The organism is Mesorhizobium sp. B2-3-6 (assembly GCF_006442305.1).
Taxonomy (GTDB): domain Bacteria; phylum Pseudomonadota; class Alphaproteobacteria; order Rhizobiales; family Rhizobiaceae; genus Mesorhizobium.
The window spans coordinates 172,059-189,539 of the sequence record NZ_VFVW01000001.1; the positions used below are offsets into that span (position 1 = coordinate 172,059).

18 protein-coding genes are annotated in these 17,481 nt (G+C 61.8%); 8 read left to right on the plus strand and 10 right to left on the minus strand.

Annotated elements, in window-relative coordinates; translation table 11 throughout:
• Positions 1-10: 10 nt before the first annotated feature.
• From FJ953_RS00780 to FJ953_RS00805, 6 genes are read right to left on the minus strand one after another with little or no spacing between them, the layout of a single operon-like run.
• Complete coding sequence (locus tag FJ953_RS00780) at positions 11-838, minus strand: transporter substrate-binding domain-containing protein (RefSeq protein WP_140517391.1); 828 nt, start codon at positions 836-838, stop codon at positions 11-13.
• 24 nt (positions 839-862) lie between these two features.
• Positions 863-1,603, minus strand: a complete 741-nt coding sequence (locus FJ953_RS00785) for an amino acid ABC transporter ATP-binding protein (RefSeq protein WP_140622761.1) — start codon at positions 1,601-1,603, stop codon at positions 863-865.
• A gap of 57 nt (positions 1,604-1,660) precedes the next feature.
• Complete coding sequence (locus FJ953_RS00790; protein WP_140622763.1) at positions 1,661-2,224, minus strand: peroxidase-related enzyme; 564 nt, start codon at positions 2,222-2,224, stop codon at positions 1,661-1,663.
• The gene (locus FJ953_RS00795) at positions 2,221-2,703 is read right to left on the minus strand and encodes a hypothetical protein (RefSeq protein WP_140622765.1); all 483 of its coding nucleotides are present in this window, start codon (positions 2,701-2,703) and stop codon (positions 2,221-2,223) included. Before FJ953_RS00795 ends, FJ953_RS00790 begins: the two co-directional genes overlap by 4 nt.
• Positions 2,700-4,169, minus strand: coding sequence for an NAD(P)/FAD-dependent oxidoreductase (locus FJ953_RS00800; protein ID WP_140622767.1), 1,470 nt, complete (start codon positions 4,167-4,169; stop codon positions 2,700-2,702). The genes FJ953_RS00795 and FJ953_RS00800 overlap by 4 nt, the downstream gene beginning before the upstream one ends.
• Positions 4,166-5,137, minus strand: a complete 972-nt coding sequence (locus tag FJ953_RS00805; RefSeq protein WP_140552093.1) for a LysR family transcriptional regulator — start codon at positions 5,135-5,137, stop codon at positions 4,166-4,168. Before FJ953_RS00805 ends, FJ953_RS00800 begins: the two co-directional genes overlap by 4 nt.
• A 242-nt stretch (positions 5,138-5,379) precedes the next feature.
• On the opposite strand from FJ953_RS00805, the gene FJ953_RS00810 reads away from it, so the two are divergent.
• The 3 genes from FJ953_RS00810 (at position 5,380) to FJ953_RS00820 (ending at position 8,290) form a co-directional block, all read left to right on the plus strand.
• On the plus strand, positions 5,380-6,450 hold the full coding sequence (locus FJ953_RS00810; protein WP_140499326.1) for an NAD/NADP-dependent octopine/nopaline dehydrogenase family protein: 1,071 nt from the start codon (positions 5,380-5,382) through the stop codon (positions 6,448-6,450).
• A 219-nt stretch (positions 6,451-6,669) separates the two neighbouring features.
• Positions 6,670-6,951: a metal-sensing transcriptional repressor gene (locus tag FJ953_RS00815; RefSeq protein WP_140499324.1), complete on the plus strand. Its 282-nt coding sequence runs from the start codon at positions 6,670-6,672 to the stop codon at positions 6,949-6,951.
• Between the two features lie 10 nt (positions 6,952-6,961).
• A complete protein-coding gene (locus tag FJ953_RS00820) occupies positions 6,962-8,290 on the plus strand; it encodes a cation diffusion facilitator family transporter (RefSeq protein ID WP_140622769.1) in 1,329 nt (442 codons plus the stop codon).
• 226 nt (positions 8,291-8,516) lie between these two features.
• Here the strand turns inward: FJ953_RS00820 and FJ953_RS00825 are convergent, their stop codons facing one another.
• On the minus strand, positions 8,517-8,954 hold the full coding sequence (locus FJ953_RS00825; protein WP_140622771.1) for an Lrp/AsnC family transcriptional regulator: 438 nt from the start codon (positions 8,952-8,954) through the stop codon (positions 8,517-8,519).
• A gap of 126 nt (positions 8,955-9,080) precedes the next feature.
• On the opposite strand from FJ953_RS00825, the gene rocF reads away from it, so the two are divergent.
• Both rocF and FJ953_RS00835 read left to right on the plus strand, forming a co-directional pair.
• Positions 9,081-10,001 carry an arginase gene (gene rocF / locus FJ953_RS00830; RefSeq protein WP_140499318.1) on the plus strand — a complete coding sequence of 307 codons (921 nt, stop codon included), beginning with the start codon at positions 9,081-9,083 and terminating at the stop codon, positions 9,999-10,001.
• A 3-nt stretch (positions 10,002-10,004) separates the two neighbouring features.
• A complete protein-coding gene (locus FJ953_RS00835; protein WP_140565591.1) occupies positions 10,005-11,072 on the plus strand; it encodes an ornithine cyclodeaminase in 1,068 nt (355 codons plus the stop codon).
• 193 nt (positions 11,073-11,265) lie between these two features.
• Here the strand turns inward: FJ953_RS00835 and FJ953_RS00840 are convergent, their stop codons facing one another.
• From FJ953_RS00840 to FJ953_RS00850, 3 genes are read right to left on the minus strand one after another with little or no spacing between them, the layout of a single operon-like run.
• Positions 11,266-11,505 carry a transporter substrate-binding domain-containing protein gene (locus tag FJ953_RS00840; protein ID WP_181167255.1) on the minus strand — a complete coding sequence of 80 codons (240 nt, stop codon included), beginning with the start codon at positions 11,503-11,505 and terminating at the stop codon, positions 11,266-11,268.
• Complete coding sequence (locus FJ953_RS00845; protein ID WP_140499314.1) at positions 11,502-12,515, minus strand: substrate-binding domain-containing protein; 1,014 nt, start codon at positions 12,513-12,515, stop codon at positions 11,502-11,504. Before FJ953_RS00845 ends, FJ953_RS00840 begins: the two co-directional genes overlap by 4 nt.
• Before the next feature lie 46 nt (positions 12,516-12,561).
• The gene (locus FJ953_RS00850; RefSeq protein WP_224519041.1) at positions 12,562-13,935 is read right to left on the minus strand and encodes an ROK family protein; all 1,374 of its coding nucleotides are present in this window, start codon (positions 13,933-13,935) and stop codon (positions 12,562-12,564) included.
• Positions 13,936-14,249: 314 nt separating this feature from the next.
• On the opposite strand from FJ953_RS00850, the gene FJ953_RS00855 reads away from it, so the two are divergent.
• The 3 genes from FJ953_RS00855 (at position 14,250) to FJ953_RS00865 (ending at position 17,473) form a co-directional block, all read left to right on the plus strand.
• Positions 14,250-15,077 carry a sugar phosphate isomerase/epimerase family protein gene (locus FJ953_RS00855; protein WP_140499312.1) on the plus strand — a complete coding sequence of 276 codons (828 nt, stop codon included), beginning with the start codon at positions 14,250-14,252 and terminating at the stop codon, positions 15,075-15,077.
• 40 nt (positions 15,078-15,117) lie between these two features.
• The gene (locus FJ953_RS00860; protein WP_140622773.1) at positions 15,118-16,239 is read left to right on the plus strand and encodes a substrate-binding domain-containing protein; all 1,122 of its coding nucleotides are present in this window, start codon (positions 15,118-15,120) and stop codon (positions 16,237-16,239) included.
• A gap of 64 nt (positions 16,240-16,303) precedes the next feature.
• Entirely contained in the window at positions 16,304-17,473 is a 1,170-nt protein-coding gene (locus FJ953_RS00865; protein ID WP_140556250.1) for a Gfo/Idh/MocA family oxidoreductase, read from the plus strand.
• Positions 17,474-17,481: the final 8 nt, after the last annotated feature.

Genomic DNA, 17,481 nt, shown 5'->3' on the forward strand with positions numbered 1-17,481 from the left:
GGACGCCTTGTTACTTCATGTATTTCACGATGTCCTCGCCGAACCACTTCTGCGAGAGCTTGTCGATCGTGCCGTCGTCCTTCAGTTCCTTGAGCACCTTGTTGACGTCCTCGGCCAGGATCTTGTTTTCCGCTGACCGGTGAATCAGCATGTACGTGTTGTTGCTGTAGACCGGATCGGATGCGACGATATCGAGCTTCTTGTTGTCGATGACCGCCTGCTCACCGAGGTTAGACGGTAGAACCAATGCGTCGAACTTGCCGTTCTGAACTTCATCCAGGCGGTTCGGGTAGGGGATCCCGGCGCTCGATGCCGTGACGTCGAGCTTATATTGCGGATTCTCTTTCTGCCAGTTCATGATGAACTTGTAGGTTCCGCCACCTGCCGTGGTCGGAACGATCCTCTTGCCGACCAGGTCCTTCATTTCCTTTATGCCGCTGTCTTTCTTGCTGTAGATTTTCATCAGACTGGCGCCCATCGGGTTCTCTGGAATGATGAATTGCTTCTCTCGCTCGGGCGACTTGTAGTAGCCACCTACGGCGATGTCGTACTTCCCGGTGGCAAGGCCGGTTTCCTGGGCGATGTCAGAGACACCTTCCATTTCGAACTTGTACTGCGGCAGCTTCGCATTGATCGCCCTCAGAAGATCGGGCTCATAGCCTTGCGGTTCGACGCCGATCGCGCCCCAGGCCAGCGGCTTGGATTCGGCAGACGTCGCGATCTTGACCGTCCGGACGGCCTGACCATAGCTGATCCCAGCGGTTGCGAGGGTAATTGCGATGCCACCAGCGACGGCCAGGACATAGCGGCGGGAAAAACCGGATGTGATTGCAGACATTTCTTGGGTTCCCTACTTGTTGAGCTATTGAAAAGCGAGTTCTGACTGCAGGAATTGAGCCAGTCGTGGACTGGAAGGCGCGTCGAAGATTTCAGCCGGACTGCCGTCGGCGGCAACCACGCCACGGTCCATAAAGACGATCCGGTTCGAGATGTTCTTTGCGAATTGCATCTCGTGGGTCACAAGCAGCGACGTGATCCCTGACGACGTGACATCCTTGATCACCTTCAAAACTTCACCGACAAGTTCAGGGTCCAGCGATGACGTAGGCTCATCGAAGAGGATGACGTCAGGACGCACCGCCAGCGCGCGTGCGATGCCGGTGCGCTGGAGCTGGCCGCCCGAGAGCTGGGATGGATAGCTGTCTCGCTTCGACGAGAGACCGACCCGATCGAGCTCTCTGAGCGCGATTTCCCGCGCCTCTTCCCTGGATTTGCGCTGCACCACAACGAGCGGATCCATCACGTTCTGGAGGACCGTCATGTTCTTGAAGACGTTGAACTGCTGAAAGACCATCGCCGTCCTCAACCGGATCGCCTGGACAGCGGCCTTGTCGGAACGCTGGTAGTCCATCCGAATCTGATCGAACGCGATGGTTCCTGACGACGGCTTGGCCAGGTAGTTGATGCATTTCAGCAGCGTGGTCTTGCCGGTGCCACTGGGGCCGATGATCGACACCACGTCACCCCGCTTTACCGAGAGATTGACGCCGTTCAGGACCTGCGTGCTTCCGTAAGACAGCTTTATATCTTTGAGTTCAAGCATTGCTGGTTGGCCCTTCGGAAAGTGTGGGACGGACTGGCTTGACCGGATGCAACGTCATCACCCGCTCTCCGCATGGCCCAGGACGTGCATCAGCCGGTTTGCCCAGCCGAAGATCGCTATGGCGTGGACGAGGTCGATGATCTCGGCATCATTCATGCCGACTGATCGCAGCGAGGCGACGTCGTCTGCCGTCGCTTCCGACGGCGCCGCCGACAGGCGGCGGGCAAAGTTGTAGACTGCCGCATCGCGCGACCCAAGCTTTTCAGGTTTGTCGAGATACAGCGCCGTGACCACTTCATCGCTCTTGGTCAGCTCTGCATGCCGGCGGGCGTGAACGACGGCACAGAATTTGCAGCCATTGACGATCGAGGCACCCAGTGCGCCAAGCTCGCGGTCGGGACGGGCAAGCCCGCCCTCGACGTACATGATCGCGTTGAACAACACCGTGCGGGCAAGATAGCTCTCGGGATCATGCACAAGGGTGCGCACATATTCCGAAACTTTCTTGGCCGACGGCGTAACCTTCATTGCTTCGAGCTGTTCCGGCGTTGCCTCCGATAGCTCGACCGGTGCGATATAGGGATGCCAATTCAGCGGCTTCAGGCGCACCGAGGAAATCATGCCCGCCTCATCAATCGCAAGCCGGTCGCGACCCGGGTCTGGAAGTTGATGAAGGCAATCAATTCGGAGAGTGCAACAATCTGGGGGTTGTCCAATCCGGCTTGGGCGAGCAGGGCAATGTGGCTCGCCTCCGCCTTTTTCGGCGTCAGGGTGATCAGGTCAACATGTCGGGCGATGGTCGCCAGGGGTTCATTCAAACCCCTTTCCCCCCAGGCCAAGGACAGAAGCTGCTCCGTGGGACCAAGCTGAGCCAGTTGTACATCATATTCGGCCATCAGGACGGGATCGGCGTTCAGAGCTGCCATGCGACGGGCCAGAGCGACCCGCAAATTCGGTGCCAGCCCCTGATCGTTTGCCGGCTGCAGGACGGAGAGGCGACATTCCTCGGCCCCTCGCACAAATTCGGGCCGAAACCGCCGTGCAGCGAAAAGGGCATCGTCCGGTGAAAGACCTGCAGCCTTGTCCATTGCGTCGATCACAGTGCGGCCTCCTTATGCAACAAGGGTGTTGAATCGACCCATTCGTCGCCCAGAAGTTCCGGGGTGTCATAGGCGATCAGATTGGCGAAGTGGGTTTCGACGTCTTCGGCGAACAGCGACGCGGCAATGCCGCGGACCAGACGGTCGGCACCGGCGCTGACGGCCGGGATATCGCCGGAGACCTTACCATGGGTCAGCATGGCGGCGTCGTTGAAGCAGTGGACATGCGCCAGCATCGGGCAGGAACCGGGGACGCGCTCGCGGAATTCGAAGGCGGGGCCGAGATCCGGTGCCTCCAACATGCCTGCGCGCGGCGGCCCCATGTCCGGCGTATATCGACCATCCGACCAGGTGCGAATGTGTGGGGCGAGGGCAGCGAATTCCGGGCGACCACTGAAGTCATTTGAAAAGCCGGTCGCAGCGATCATGAAATCGTAGCGCATCGGTCCTTGCGTGGTTTCGACCAGAAGGCCTCCGGCATCTTCCTTTACCGCGACCACGCCGCAGTCGAGAAAGAAGCGGGCATTCGCATGACGAGACACGCGAAGCGTCGATGAACGCGGCGGCGGCGTCTGGGTCGAGGCGGTGTAGTCGAAGAATCTCCACTTCCAGGCGTCAGGCAAATGATACATGCCGAGGATGACACCCTGGCTGCCGATTCCGGTCAGCTTGTTGATGTGCGGCATTTCCTTGCGCCGGATCAACATGTCGACTGAACCGGCGCCCGCCTCGAGCGCCGTCGCGGCATTGTCCATCGAAGAGGCACCGGCGCCGATAACCGCCACACGCTTGCCCTTCAGTGCATCGAAATCGATATCGTCGGCAGAATGGGCCCAATAGGAGCGATCGATGCCCCTGAGGAAATCGGGCACGGCAAAACCGCCGAGACCGGACCGACCGGTGGCTAGAACGAGACGACGGGTGAGAACCCGGCCGGTTTCCGCGCCCTCGACATCGATCGCAATCAGATCGCCAACGGCTGCAACGCCTGTCATGCGCACGCTGTTGCGCACCGGCAGACCAAGAACGTTCCGATACCAGACCAGGTAGTCCATCCACTGGCCCTTGGGGATTTTGTCCAGCGACCGCCATGCCTCGACGCCCCATTGTGCCGTGAACCAGGCGCGGAATGTCAGCTGCGGCAGGCCGAGCGACGGACCGTGCAGCGTTTTCGGCGACCGGAGCGTTTGCATGCGGGCAAACGTTATCCATGGCCCTTCGAAGCCGGCCGGAGCCGCGTCATAGGCGACGACATTGGTTATCCCCGTCAGCACCAGCTTTGCGGTGGCAGCAAGTCCGCACATGCCGGCGCCGATCACCACGACGTCACGGACCGGCACCCCATCGCGCGAACGCGCGGGGACCCATGGCTTGGCGGGTAGTTCGAGAACATCGAGATCCTGAGCAAGTTGTGCTTCGAGCGCGGCAAGACCTCTCGGGGGGAGCGAACTGGGGGTGTGCTTCATATTCCCGTTCCGTGATTCGTGCCGGAGGCAGGATCGGTCACCAATTGGCCGGCCAGGGTCGGATCGAGTTTCTTGAAGCCAACGATCGACCGTTCAGCCACCGCCTCGACCGCATCCACCAACGCCTGCGCGACTGGACGAAGGGGGCGTTTTTCGGCAGCCACAACACCCCAATAAAAGAGGACGGTTACGTCGATCGGGCGGATGACGACCCCAGGCAAGCCCACGCCATAGGCGGTGAGGGGATCGATGACAGCCGCAACACCAGTCCGGCGTACGATCTGCAACGCGCCATAGGCGGTATTCGTGCGGATTACTGGCCCGGTGTCGATGCCCCTGGCCGCCAACGCCTTGGAGACATGCAACTGGAAACGCAGCGGGTTGAGCAACGTGGCGACGCGGCGGCCGGCAAAAGCGGAAAGCGGTATGACATCTAGTTCGGCCAGCGGATCATCCTCCCGCACGGCAGCAACATCAGGCGCCGAATAGAGCCGCAGGACATCCAGACCGGGCGTATCGAGCGGCAGGCTTGAAAACCCGACCTCGGCACGTCCGCTGCGCACTTCCTGAGCGACGGTCGAGGGAAGGAACTGCCCGAGATGCGTCTCGTGCGGAAGCTCGGCACCTTGGAGTTCAGCCAAGGCCGTAGGGATCAAGCCGGTGCCGATCGCGGAGGTGGTGACGATCTGCAGGATTCGCCCTCTGCCGGCGGCGATCATCTTGGCCCGCGCTGCGAGTTCGGTGAAGGACATCAGCAGGCGTCGTGCTTCCTCCTCGAACGCGACTCCTTCTTCAGACAACTGCACCCGTCGACCGATCCGATGCAGCAATTCGAAGCCAAGTTCGGCCTCGAGCTCCTGAATGGTGCGCGTCACCGCAGGCTGGGAACGCCCGAGCATGTCAGCCGCCCTGGTGATACTGCCGCTGGCAGCAACCGCAAGGAAGGTCTGAAGGTCCCGGGTTTCCATGTTTCTCCTACATGCGTAATCCGTATGATTGACATCGTCTCATTCGTTTTTGATATATGTCAAGCGGAAACGAATGTTCGTTACGGGCTTTGTGCATATGCCGGCCTCAGCGCCAGAATCCGGGTCGGAGGCGGACAGGGACGTCAGACGCGGCTCCAGCTTGCGAAGCCTCCTGAAGAAAAGAATTCAGGTGACGGCGGCAAGGATTCTCGAACCACAAAGCCTGCGACAGGAGGAATATTATGCGCGTGAGTATTCTGGGCGCCGGAGCAATTGCTTATGGCCTTGCCGCCTATTTGGCAGGATCGGGGCATTCGCCAATGCTTTGGTCACCGTCGGGGCAGCGCACCAAGGGGTTGGCTACCGGCGAATTGTTGAAAGCGACGGGGGACATCGCGGCGACGGTACCGGTGCGCATCGCCAAGGATTGCAAGGATGCCATCGCCAACGCGGACGTGGTGGTGATTGCACTTCCGGCTTACGGCCACAGGATGGTGATGGATGCTGCCGCCCCCCATCTGATCGATGGAATCCCGGTCATCATCAGTTCGCATTGTTCGTTCGGGGCACTGTATCTCTCCAGGCGGTTGGCGGAGCGCAAGGTCAGCTTGCCGATCGTCCTGTGGGGCACAACACTGTTGACCGGGCGGCAACTCGGGCCAACCGAGGTCCATGTCACCACCATTCGCCAGAAGCTTGATGTCGCGACGCTGCCTTTCAAAGCTCAGGATGAAGGATACGGATTTTGCACGAGCCTATTTGGTGATCGTTTTGTCAAGCGCGACGGCATGCTTGCGATCGCGCTCAGCAACCTCAATCCGCAAAACCACTTGGGAATTGCCCTCCTCAACCTGACACGCATGGAAAAAGCCGAGCAATGGAGCCAGGGGGGAAACGTCACCCCTGCCGCTGGCCGCCTTATCGAGGCTCTGGATGCCGAACGGCTAGCCATCGCGGCCCATTTTGGTATCGCGGTTCGCACCGTCCAGGAGCATTTTTCATTGTCGTTTCATGTTCCGAAGGGAACCGTTTCGGAGATGAACCAGGAGATGGATCGTCAAGGCCGTGGCGGCTTTGGTCCGACAACAATCGAAAGCCGCTACATTCTCGAGGATGTTCCGTTTGGACTGCTGCCGACCGTATTGTTGGGTAAGATCACCGAGAAACCGGCGACGCTCCACGAGTCTGGAGTTTCGATATTATCGGCGGCTTACGGTCGCGATCTCAAGGGGGATAACGATATTCTTCCCGCGCTCGGCCTCGAGGGAATAGCAAAGGCGGATCTTGAAAACCTTTGCCGCACGGGGTTTTGAGTGCGCCCGCAGCCGATACGGCATGATCACATTTAGGGGCGCCGCGCTACGTCATCGCGTCGGTGCATTTTAACAGTGGTGCGCAGCGTCAGGGCGATGTCGCTGGCGCCGCGATCGCCAGAACCAGCCATGCAACCGTCGAAAGTAGCGTTCGGGACGCTGCGGGGAATCGAGCATCCCGAATTGACAATATCCCCTCCGGGGGGATAGCACTTCAGAATGAAAGAGCGTCCCCACATTCACGAGACCCATCCCGACATCGTCAAACGGCTGAAGCGGGCCGACGGTCATCTGAGGGGCGTTATTGAGATGATCGAAGCAGGCCGGCCTTGCCTTGACATTGCCCAGCAGCTTCATGCGGTCGAAAGGGCTGTTTCCCAGGCCAAGAAGACGCTCATCCAGGATCACCTAAACCACTGCCTGGAAGATGTCGTGGGGCCGCTGCCGCGTGAGCAGCGCCGCTCGATCGATGAATTCAAGGACATCACCAAATACTTGTGAGACACGCTCCATGATGGACGGCATTCGCGGCTGGTTCGGCTTCGGCCCGGCAGCTCAAGGCTTCGGCGGGCATGGCCATGACCATGGCGAGGGCGGACACGGCCACACGCATGGCGTGGTCGATCCCACAATCGCGACGACCACACGCGGCATCTGGGCGATCAAATGGTCGTTCGTGCTGCTAGCCCTCACAGCGGTGCTGCAACTGGTCATCGTATTCCTCTCGGGCAGCGTGGCGCTGCTTGCCGACACCATCCACAATGTCGGCGACGCGGTCACCGCCATCCCGCTGTGGATCGCCTTCATGCTGGCGCGGCGCAAGCCCAGCAAGACCTTCACCTACGGCCTTGGCCGGGTCGAGGACCTGGCCGGCATCATCATCGTCCTGATTATCCTCTTCAGTGCCATCGTCGCCGGCTATGAGGCGATCGACAGGTTGATCCATCCCCAAGCCATCAGCTTCCTCGGCTGGGTTGCCGCCGCCGGCCTCGTCGGTTTCCTGGGCAATGAGGCTGTCGCGGTATTCCGCATCCGCGTCGGCCGCGAGATAAACAGCGCGGCCCTGATCGCCGACGGCTATCACGCCCGCACCGATGGCTTCACCAGCCTTGCGGTGGTGCTTGGCGCGGCCGGCGTCTGGCTAGGCTTCCCGCTCGCGGACCCGATCATCGGCCTTTTGATCACTGTGGCTATCCTCGCCATCGTCTGGCAGTCCTCAAAGGCGGTGCTGACACGCATGCTGGATGGCGTCGAGCCGGGCATCGTCGAGGAAATCCATCATGCGGCTGAACATGTGAGGGGCATCCAACGGGTCGCCCAGGTGCGGGCGCGCTGGATCGGCCACAGGCTGCATGCGGATGTCGCCATCAAGGTGGCCGAGACAGCGAGCGCAAAGGATGTGGTCGGCATCGCGGAGGCTTTGAGAGGGGAGCTGTTCGACCACCTGCCGGCGCTCTCGGAGGCGAACATCCGTCTGGAAGGCGAAGGCGGATCCGTGGCGGGCGGTTCGGCCCACGCCGATCATGCGCCGGAGCCTTTCAAGGTCGTCAGCGACCTGGCAACGGGAACGCTCGAAATCGTCGATACGCCCGCTGGCGAGCGCTTGCGTCTCACCATCGACAGCCATGCCGACGATCTGGGGGCGACCGTGATCATCGACCGGTCCGAAGGTCCCGAGACGCTTTCGCTCGGGCCTGTCGCCGGCAATCACCACCGCCGTGAAAGCAGCGTCGCCCCCGCCGAGCCGCACGAGTTCGAGGCGAGGCTGATCCTGACCTCTAAGGGCAAGCAACAGGTCCTGCCGTTCAAGATGGTTGAGCCGGAAGGCCACCAACACTAGGACGGGGCAGACTTGCGCGACTTGACGCGTTCGCTCAATCGGTGTCGCGTGACGCGGGTCGATGACAGATCTCGCCGCTCACGCAGCTCTGTTCTTCTCAGCAAGGTCCGCCCCCGCTGGAGGTTGCCACAGGTTGGCCAAGTCCGAGCTCATTTAGGGTTGCGCCGCACAACGGTGCAGGAGCAGCACTGCCGGTTTGGCCAGCTAGGCTATTCGCAGACAGCGATCAAAGCCGCGCCTTGGTGCTCCGGGGTGTCGCCAACAACAGGCTGGTCTCGCTGCCGGTGATGCCGGGGATCAGGCGGATGCGCCGCAGCACGGCGTCGAATTCGGTCAGTGTCTGCGTCCCCAGTTCTATCACCAGGTCCCAGCGGCCGTTGGTGGTATGGATCGTCGAAACCTCCGAGAAGCCGCCAAGAGCGCGGATCACACGATCGGCGGCATGCCCTTCGATTTCCACCATCATGATGCCGCGTACACGCTGGTCGACGGCATCGGCTCGCAGGATGACGGTATAACCGATGATCGCGCCGGCTTTTTCAAGGCGCTCTATGCGAAACCTGACCGTTGCCCGCGAGACGCTGACATCCATGGCAAGGTCCGAGATGCTGCGCCGCGCGTCATGCCGCAAAAGCGTGATGAGCTGTTCGTCAAGCTGATCCATGGCTCAGAATGCAATCAAATCATTCCATTTTGATAGCCCATTTCGACAAATTTGCCAATTTGATATGTTCATCCTGCCAGTTATCCGCGCTCCAATGAGGCCTAGAAAACGCGCGGGGAAATACGGATGCATTGTACGATCGTCGGGGCACCGATCCAGGTCGGCTCGGGCCGGATGGGTTGCGAGATGGGGCCTAGTGCGCTGCGTACCGCAGGCCTGGCGGCAGCGCTCACTGAACTCGGGCATACGCTGGCCGACCTTGGCACCGTCGCCTCTGCCGATCTGCGCCCGATCAGCCACGGCAATGCCGCCTTGAAGGCGCTGCCGGAAATCGTCGCATGGACGGCGGCGATTACCGAGGCGGCCTATGCAGCCAGCGCCGGCGCCATGCCGATCTTCCTTGGTGGCGACCACAGCATTTCCGCCGGCACGCTGGCCGGTATCGCCCGCCGGGCGGCGGAAGCCGGCCGCCCGCTGTTCGTGCTGTGGCTCGACGCACATCCTGATTTTCACACGCTCGACACCACGACCAGCGGGAATTTGCATGGCGTGCCGCTGGCTTATGCCAGCGGGCAACCCGGCTTCGAAGGCTACTTCCCCAGCCTGGCGGCTTGCGTGGATCCGGCCCGTATCTGCACACTGGGCATCCGCAGCGTCGATCCGGCGGAGCGCGAAGCGCTACGCAAGGCGGGCGTCACCGTGCACGACATGCGGATGATTGACGAATACGGCATGGCCCCGCTGCTTCGCGCCTTTCTCGAGCGGGTCAGTGCCGAAAACGGCATGCTGCATGTCAGCCTCGATGTCGATTTTCTCGACCCTTCGATCGCGCCTGCCGTCGGCACCACCGTGCCGGGCGGCGCCACCTTCCGCGAGGCTCATCTGGTGATGGAGATGTTGCACGACAGCCATCTCGTCACCAGCCTCGACCTGGTCGAGCTCAATCCCGCACTCGACGAACGCAACCGCACCGCAACCCTTCTCGTGGACCTGACCGCGAGCCTGATGGGCCGGCGGATCATGGACCGTCCCACACGGAGTTATTGAACTGTGACCCCCCATCTCAACATCGTGCCCTTCGTCAGCGTCGATCACATGATGAAGCTGGTTCTTGCCGTCGGCATCGATCGCTTTCTCATCGATCTCGCTGCCTATATCGAAGAGGATTTCCGACGCTGGGAATTGTTCGACAAGACCCCGCGCATCGCTTCGCACAGCATCGACGGCGTCATCGAACTGATGCCTACGAGCGACGGACAGCTCTACGGCTTCAAGTATGTCAACGGTCATCCAAAAAACACGCGCGACGGGCGCCAGACCGTGACGGCGTTCGGCGTGATGGCCGATGTCGGCAATGGCTATCCGATGCTGCTTTCGGAAATGACCATCCTGACCGCGTTGCGCACGGCGGCGACGTCGGCCGTCGCGGCCAAATACCTTGCTCCCAATGCGGCGGACTGCATGGCAATCATCGGCAATGGCGCCCAGTCGGAATTCCAGGCCATCGCCTTCAAGGCCCTGCTCGGCATCGACAGGCTTCGCCTCTATGACATCGATCGGTCGGCATCCTTGAAGTGCGCGAAAAACCTTGCGGGGTTCGGTTTCGACATCGCGATCTGCGCTTCGGCGCAGGAGGCGGTGGAAGGGGCTCACATCATCACGACGGTCACCGCCGACAAACGCTCCGCGACCATCCTGACGGATAACATGGTCGGATCGGGCGTGCACATAAATGCCGTCGGCGGCGATTGCCCCGGCAAGACGGAATTGCATCGCGATATTCTGCTGCGCTCCGACATATTCGTCGAATACCCGCCGCAGTCGCGCATCGAGGGTGAAGTCCAGCAACTCGAGCCGGACCATCCCGTGACGGAGTTGTGGCAAGTGATGACCGGCAAGGCCGCCGGCCGCCGGGATGCCAGCCAGATCACCTTGTTCGATTCCGTCGGCTTTGCGATCGAGGACTTTTCCGCGCTGCGCTACGTCCGCGACCAGCTTCAGCGCACCGGCCTCTACGAGGAGCTCGATCTGCTGGCGGACCCGGATGAGCCACGCGACCTCTTCGGCATGCTGCTGCGCGCCGACAAGGCCGCCCAGATCACGGCCGTATCCAGCTGAGTTTTCGCAGAACCTGCGGCCGAATGTCCGCCTCGCAATAGCTGCGGCGCCGAGCGGCGCGCGGCTCGATATCCTAAAGCGGTTCATCGTTCGATGGAAATGACGAAGCGCTCTATCACTTTTATGCAATTCTCCAGGGAAAGCGCTACACGCTTTTCCGGGAAGACCGCTCTACACTTTTCCTGGAATTGTTTTAGCTCTTCGGGCTCAAGCCCACTTCAAACCACTTCTTCGACATCTGCGCGAGCGTACCGTCAGCGGCCATCTCGCCGAGCGCCTTGTTGAGGATCGCCTGAAGCTCGGGCTCCTGCTTGCGGATGCCCAGGCAAACATTTGACGCCATGATGGCGCCGACGAGACGCGGACCGCTTGTGATCAGCGTGCCGTTGCTCTTTGCCGCGCGGTCCCTCGCGAAGACGACATTGTCGGTCAAGGCAGGCTGTTTCGTGGCTTGCGCGCCATTAGCAAGGCGGCGGGCGCTGGTGTGCGCCAGACGACTTGATAGGCTTCTACTACATTGCTGGCCGTGACACTGAGCCCGGGAAGCGCGATCCAGGCCGGCGGCTGGCGTTCGAGCAGGCCGAGAATTGTGGCAATGCCCGTAGCAACGCCCTGATCGTGAGGCAGTTGCGCGGCGATGCCCTTGATCAGGCCTCCACCAACGAGGTCCGTGGCGACGTCGTTGCCGAGGTCGACTGTCGTCACCGGAATAGCCTTGCCCGCATCGCGGATCGCCGCGACGGCAGCGATTGCCGGCACGTCCCAGACGGCAAACAGTCCGGCGAGCTCCGGATTGGCCTGCAGCAAGTCGGCGGTCGCGGCTCTCGCTTGCGACACGTCGGCAAACTTGCCGCGAACCAGCGTCAGGTCGGGACGTCGAGCAGCCATCCATTTTCGGAAAGCAATCTCGCGCTCATGCGTCGCGAAGAAATCGATGCCATAGGCCAGAACGCCGACCTTTCCGCCCTGTGGTATATGTGGCGCCAGGAGTTCTGCGCCGATCTGACCGAGACCGAAATTGTCGCTGGAAACAACGCTGACGTAATCCTTGCCGGGCAGCATGCCGGTTGGGGCATTGTCGAGCAGCAACAGCTTCTTTCCGGCCGCCGATATTGCACGATGCGCGTCGGCGGCACGGTTGCTGCCGATTGGAATGGAGACCACCGCATCCACGGCTTCGCCGGCCAGCCGTTTCAGTTCCGAAATTTGCCGCTCGATGTCGAAGCCGCAGTCGACGACCTCGACCACCGCCGCTCCGTAGCGGCCAAGCGTGGTGACGATCCCGGCCAATTCCTCCTTAGCCCAGTCGCTCTTGGTGGTGTGGAGAACGATGGCGACCGAGAAGCGCCGGTTGCGGGCGAGATCGGCGTCGGCATTCGACAACCCGACCTGGTCGGCTGGAACCGCCCGTTCGCCATGCGGCCCAAGGCCGGTGATCGCCATTCCTCAACCCTCCCCAGGTTCACGCGGCCCGGCCGACTTGGCGATGCTATGCAAGCGCTCCTCCCGGTGGCCGTGGCTTTGCCGGGCGAGCGCTGGTTCCGAGTGCGGCCCGCGCGAGAAAATCCTTGAATTCCGGATGCTCACGCGGTGAACCGAGCGTAATCCACCCCTGCAGAAATTTCGCATCGAACAGTGCTTCCGCAACGACTTGGGCGGCGCCGACCAGTCCGGCCGAGCCGCCCATCTGCGAACGGACGATGCGCAGGTCGCGGGTGACGATCGGATGCGACTGGCGATAGACCGCCTCGCGTACGGCTGCCAACAGTATGTCCCCGGTCTGGGCCACGCTGCCGCCGAGTACGATCAATGACGGGTTCAGCAGATTGGCCAATGGCGCCAGTACCTCGCCGACCGCACGGCCGCAACGCCCGAGAAGGTCGATACAGAACGGATCGCCCAATTGGGCGCCGTGGCCAGCGTCGGTGACCGTCACTTCGCCGGCGCGCGCAAGCATCTCGGCCAGATAGGGGCTGCTCCCGCTCTCGGCCGCCTGGCGGGCCTCGCGTCCGAGCGCTTCGCTGCCGGCAACAGCTTCGAGATTTCTGCCCTCGATGAAAGTATGACCGATCATGCCGGCAGCGCCCTGCGCGCCACGGTGCAACGCTCCCTCCGAAACCACGCCGGCGCTGATCGAGCGGCCGAGCTTGACGAAGATCATGTCGGCGAGGCCGCTGCCGGACTTCAGTTCGCCCATCGTCATCGTCTGGACGCCGCTTCGCACCCATACCGGCGCGCCGACAAGCGTGGCCAACTGCTCGACGAAAGGGAATCCATCCCAGTTCTGGAACGCATTCAGCGCCGGCGCGAACAGCCGCTGATCATCGCATTTCTCAACGGCTCCGGGCACCGCCAGCCCGATGCCCCAGATGCTGGCCTCACTGCCATGCTCTTCCAGCATCCAGGCAAACAGCGTTGCTAGCCGCTGGACCACCGGCTCGGGACCTGCGGCCAGTTCCACCGCTTCGTGATGTTCGGCCAGCAGGCGGCCGGACAGGTCTGATACACCGACTGCCAGCGAGGAATGATCGAGCACGGCGGCCAGGATCATGCCAATGCGCGGCCGGAAGCGGACATGGCGTGGTGCGCGTCCGCCGATCGCCGGGCCGAGTTCGCCTTCTTCTATCAGCCCTAGCCGAAGCAGCGTGGCGAGACGATCCGTGACGACGGCGCGCCCCAGTTCCGACTGGTTCTCTAGCTCCTGGCGGGTCGTTGCCGCCTCGGTCCGTATAAGGTTGAGCAGCGTGGCCAGGCTGCCATGCGCGGATTCGCTGGCACGCGGCCGGCCGGCGGCGCGGCGCGGTTGGTCCGACTGTACGGGGTCTGTGGCGCTGCGCTCGTCCATAGTCTTGCCGAGGCTCATCTCCCGATCTCTATCGCTGCCGGCTCAGGGTCATCACGCCGTTAGCCATGGGTACCGTGGCCTCATTTACGGATCAAGCAGGAACTTATGTATTTTACAAACAAAAGTATGCCGACTTTTGCATTTTAATGATTGACGAGCGGCGAAAGGCGGGCATAAGTATCAGCCAGGCTCGGAGGAGGGCTCCTAACGTCGACAGCCCTCGCGAAGGCGAAGGATGTCGCACGTCCGTTGTCCGAATTCTTCTCCAGCCAAAGATGCCGGCCCCGCGCTGCGCGCGGTGATGCATCGGCTACAGGCAGGGAGGATACGAGATGCCGGTGAAACTGGCCTATCACGCCAATTGCTGGGGTGCGCTCGGTGGCAACGCCGTCGGCGTCACTTCGATCACCCAGCTTACCTATCGCACCTTCGGTGACATGGAGCAGGCGATCCGCGACATTGGATCGGCCGGATATACCGGAACAGAACTCTTCGACGGCAATCTCCTCGACTATCAAGGACGCAATGGCGCGCTGCGCGCTGCCTTGGACCAGTCCGGCGTCGTGCTCGTGGCCGGCTACTCCGGTGCCAACTTTATCTTCGACGATATCCTTGGCGAGGAGTTGGCGCGGATCGAACGCGGAGCGGCTGCCGTGGCCGAACTCGGCGGCGAGCATCTGGTCGTCGGCGGTGGCGCCAAGCGAGCCAAAGGCCGGCAGCCAGATGATTTCAAGCGCCTCGGCGCGGCGCTCGACAAGGTCATCGACATCGCAGCCAAGGCGGGCTTGCGCGCGCACTATCACCCGCATCTGTCGACCATCGTCGAAGGTCCCGACGAAGTTCGCGAGATTTTCAAACATACCGCGATCGATTTCTGTCCGGACACCGCGCATCTGGCAGCCGCTGGCGGTGATCCGGCCGCGCAGATTCGCGAATTCAGCAAGCGCATCAGCTATGTGCATTTGAAGGGCTGGCAGCGCGATCCCTTCGCCTTCACGCCGCTCGACCGCGGCGACCTTGATATGGAGCCGATCATCCAGGCGCTCGAGGACACCGGATTTTCCGGCTGGATCGCAACCGAGCTGGATGCCTGGCCAGACCCCAAGCAAGGGGCGGAACTCAGCATGAAATATCTGAAGAGCGCTTTGAAGCAGAGTTGAACCGACAGGTACCAAGCCTGTCATCAGGGAGGAGACCCAAATGACACGTTTCAACACAATAGCCGGGACGTTCACGGCGGCATTGCTGGCCGCCAGCCTCTATACCGCAGCTCCCGCTTTCGCCGACCCCGATTCAGCACTCGCCGAACTGCAGAAGACAGTGCTCTCCAAGGGGCCGAACGGCGAAGCTCCAGCGTCGGCGGCGTCCGTCAATCTGACGCAGGAGGAACTGGCCAAGATCAAGGACATGAAGGCGACGGCGGCGATCGTCATGCACTATGGCGGCAATGACTGGTCACGCGCGCAGATCGCCGGCCTCAAAGACCAGTTTGGCAAGATGGGCATCGAGGTGATCGCCACGACCGATGCCGGATTCAAGCCGGAAAAGCAGGTCGCCGACCTCGAAACTGTGATGGCCCAGAACCCCAAGATCATCGTTTCGATTCCCACCGACCCGTCGGCGACGGCGTCCGCGTACAGGGCAGTTGCCGATAAGGGCGTGAAGCTGGTGTTCATGGACAACGTGCCGGCCGGCTTCGTCGCGGGCAAGGATTACGTCTCCGTAGTCTCGGCCGACAATTATGGCAACGGCGTCGCCGCAGCGCATCTGCTGGCCAAGGCGCTGGGGGGCAAGGGCGACATTGGTCTGGTCTTCCACGCCGCCGACTTCTTTGTCACCAAACAGCGTTATGATGGCTTTAAGAAGACGATCGCCGACAACTACCCCGATATCAAGATTGTCGCCGAACAAGGCATTGGCGGCCCGGACTTCACCGGCGACGCCGAAAAGGCGGCATCGGCCATCCTCACTTCCAACCCTGCCATCAACGGCATCTGGGCGGTGTGGGACGTGCCGGCCGAAGGCGTCATCTCGGCGGCCCGCACCGCTGGTCGCGACGACCTTGTCATCACCACCTGCGACCTCGGCGAGAACGTCGCAATCAATATGGCGGGCGGGGGCTTCGTGAAGGGCCTGGGCGCCCAGCGTCCGTTTGACCAGGGCGTCACCGAAGCCCTGCTCGCAGGCTACGGTCTGCTCGGCAAGGAGGCTCCGGCCTTCGTCGCCTTGCCGGCGCTGCCCGTCACCAAGGACACGCTGCTCGAGGGCTGGAAAGCCGTCTATCACGCCGAGGCGACCGACAAGATCAAGGGCAGCATGTAGCGCGCCCTGCGGCCGGCGCACTCCCAGCCGGCCGCACCTCTTCTCAATTCGACAGGAGACCATCATGACCAAGACGCTCAACGTGGCGATGATCGGCGGCGGCTTTATGGGTAAAGCCCATGCGCTCGCTTATGCGACGATGCCGATGTTCTTCTGGCCCGCCCCCGCCATCCCCGTGCGCAAGGTGGTGGTCGACATCACCGAGGCACTGGCCGACGAAGGCCGCCGTCGCTACGGATTCGAGGAATCATCCGCTGACTGGCGTTCGGTGGTGACGCGATCCGACATCGACGTCATTGACATCGTCACCCCGAACGACAGCCATGCCGCGATCGCGATCGCGGCCGCTGAAGCCGGCAAGCACATCATCTGCGAAAAGCCGCTGGCGCGCGGCGGCGACGAGGCAAAGACCATGCTCGACGCGGTGAACAAAGCCGGCGTCATCCACATGGTTGCCTTCAACTATCGTCGCACGCCGGCAGTGGCGCTTGCCCGCCAGTACATAGAGGAAGGCCGCATCGGTAAGATTCTCAACTTCCGCGGCACCTATCTGCAGGACTGGTCGGCCGATCCGGATTCGCCTCTGTCCTGGCGCTTTCAGAGGAAGATCGCCGGGTCCGGCTCGATCGGCGACATCGGCACCCATGTCGTCGACCTTGCCCGTTATCTGGTCGGCGAGATCGCCGAGGTCAGCGCGTTGGTGCGCACCTACAACAAAACGCGACCGATCCAACGCGGCAATCTCGACAGGCTCGGCGCGGCAGAGAGGAATACCGATACCGAGCGGGCTGAGGTCGACGTCGACGACGAGGTGATGACGCTGCTGAAATTCGCCGACGGCGCGATCGGTTCGCTGGAGGCGACCCGCAACGCCTATGGCCGCAACAATTTCATCACTTTCGAGATCCACGGCACCAAAGGCTCCATTGCTTTCAACTACGAACGGCGCGACGAATTGCAGGTGATGTTTGCCGATGATCCTGCGGATGCACGCGGCTTCAGGTCCGTCTATTCCGGTCCGGCGCACCCCTATGGGTCGGGTCTGTGGCCAATCCCGGCGCTCGGCATCGGCTATTCCGAAACCAAGATCGTGGAGTGTTTCGATTTCTTCTCGGCTATTGTTTCGGGCAAGCAGCCCTTGCCCAATTTCGAGGATGGCTACAAGACCGAGCGGGTGGCCGACGCGCTGATCGAATCCGGCCAATCCGGCCAGTGGACCAAGGTCCGACCATGACAATCGCG

Excerpts from the sequence above, each read along its gene's own strand:
- FJ953_RS00780 (WP_140517391.1), bottom strand. The coding sequence starts at position 838 with ATGTCTGCAATCACATCCGGTTTTTCCCGCCGCTATGTCCTGGCCGTC.
- FJ953_RS00785 (WP_140622761.1), bottom strand. The coding sequence starts at position 1,603 with ATGCTTGAACTCAAAGATATAAAGCTGTCTTACGGAAGCACGCAGGTC.
- FJ953_RS00790 (WP_140622763.1), bottom strand. The coding sequence starts at position 2,224 with ATGATTTCCTCGGTGCGCCTGAAGCCGCTGAATTGGCATCCCTATATC.
- FJ953_RS00800 (WP_140622767.1), bottom strand. The coding sequence starts at position 4,169 with ATGAAGCACACCCCCAGTTCGCTCCCCCCGAGAGGTCTTGCCGCGCTC.
- FJ953_RS00805 (WP_140552093.1), bottom strand. The coding sequence starts at position 5,137 with ATGGAAACCCGGGACCTTCAGACCTTCCTTGCGGTTGCTGCCAGCGGC.
- FJ953_RS00810 (WP_140499326.1), top strand. The coding sequence starts at position 5,380 with ATGCGCGTGAGTATTCTGGGCGCCGGAGCAATTGCTTATGGCCTTGCC.
- FJ953_RS00815 (WP_140499324.1), top strand. The coding sequence starts at position 6,670 with ATGAAAGAGCGTCCCCACATTCACGAGACCCATCCCGACATCGTCAAA.
- FJ953_RS00820 (WP_140622769.1), top strand. The coding sequence starts at position 6,962 with ATGATGGACGGCATTCGCGGCTGGTTCGGCTTCGGCCCGGCAGCTCAA.
- FJ953_RS00825 (WP_140622771.1), bottom strand. The coding sequence starts at position 8,954 with ATGGATCAGCTTGACGAACAGCTCATCACGCTTTTGCGGCATGACGCG.
- rocF (WP_140499318.1), top strand. The coding sequence starts at position 9,081 with ATGCATTGTACGATCGTCGGGGCACCGATCCAGGTCGGCTCGGGCCGG.
- FJ953_RS00845 (WP_140499314.1), bottom strand. The coding sequence starts at position 12,515 with ATGGCGATCACCGGCCTTGGGCCGCATGGCGAACGGGCGGTTCCAGCC.
- FJ953_RS00850 (WP_224519041.1), bottom strand. The coding sequence starts at position 13,935 with ATGAGCCTCGGCAAGACTATGGACGAGCGCAGCGCCACAGACCCCGTA.
- FJ953_RS00855 (WP_140499312.1), top strand. The coding sequence starts at position 14,250 with ATGCCGGTGAAACTGGCCTATCACGCCAATTGCTGGGGTGCGCTCGGT.
- FJ953_RS00860 (WP_140622773.1), top strand. The coding sequence starts at position 15,118 with ATGACACGTTTCAACACAATAGCCGGGACGTTCACGGCGGCATTGCTG.
- FJ953_RS00865 (WP_140556250.1), top strand. The coding sequence starts at position 16,304 with ATGACCAAGACGCTCAACGTGGCGATGATCGGCGGCGGCTTTATGGGT.